The sequence below is a fragment of the Streptomyces fildesensis genome (assembly GCF_016107395.1).
GTDB lineage: Bacteria > Actinomycetota > Actinomycetes > Streptomycetales > Streptomycetaceae > Actinacidiphila > Actinacidiphila fildesensis.
The window spans coordinates 1-578 of record NZ_JAAIKO010000162.1 but is presented as its reverse complement, the minus strand read 5'-3'; the positions used below and the strand labels follow the sequence as shown (position 1 = coordinate 578).

The 578-nt window shown below is 46.2% G+C and carries 1 protein-coding gene; it reads left to right on the top strand.

Annotation, left to right across the window (positions count from 1 at the left end; translation table 11 throughout):
- Positions 1-578, top strand: a 578-nt coding sequence (locus C6N31_RS47190) for an Hsp70 family protein (protein WP_198359644.1), incomplete at both ends; no start/stop codon positions are given.

Genomic DNA, 578 nt, shown 5'->3' with positions numbered 1-578 from the left:
ATTGTTGATTACAAGGGAGAAGACAAGCAGTTTGCTGCTGAGGAAATCTCTTCGATGGTCCTAATGAAGATGAGAGAGATTGCTGAAGCTTATCTCGGTTCTTCTGTGAAAAATGCCGTTGTTACTGTTCCTGCATACTTCAACGATTCTCAGCGGCAAGCCACGAAGGATGCAGGTGTAATTGCAGGCCTGAATGTGATGAGAATCATTAATGAACCAACAGCGGCAGCCATTGCTTATGGTCTGGACAAGAAGGCGACTAGTGTTGGGGAGAAGAACGTCTTGATTTTTGATCTTGGAGGTGGTACTTTTGATGTTTCCCTCCTAACCATCGAGGAGGGAATCTTCGAGGTGAAGGCAACGGCTGGGGATACGCATCTTGGCGGTGAGGACTTCGACAACAGGATGGTCAACCATTTTGTGCAGGAGTTTAAGAGGAAGAACAAAAAGGATATTACTGGAAACCCTAGGGCACTTAGGAGATTGCGGACTTCGTGTGAGAGGGCTAAACGTACCTTGTCGTCTACAGCCCAGACCACCATTGAAATTGATTCGTTGTTCGAAGGTATCGATTTCTA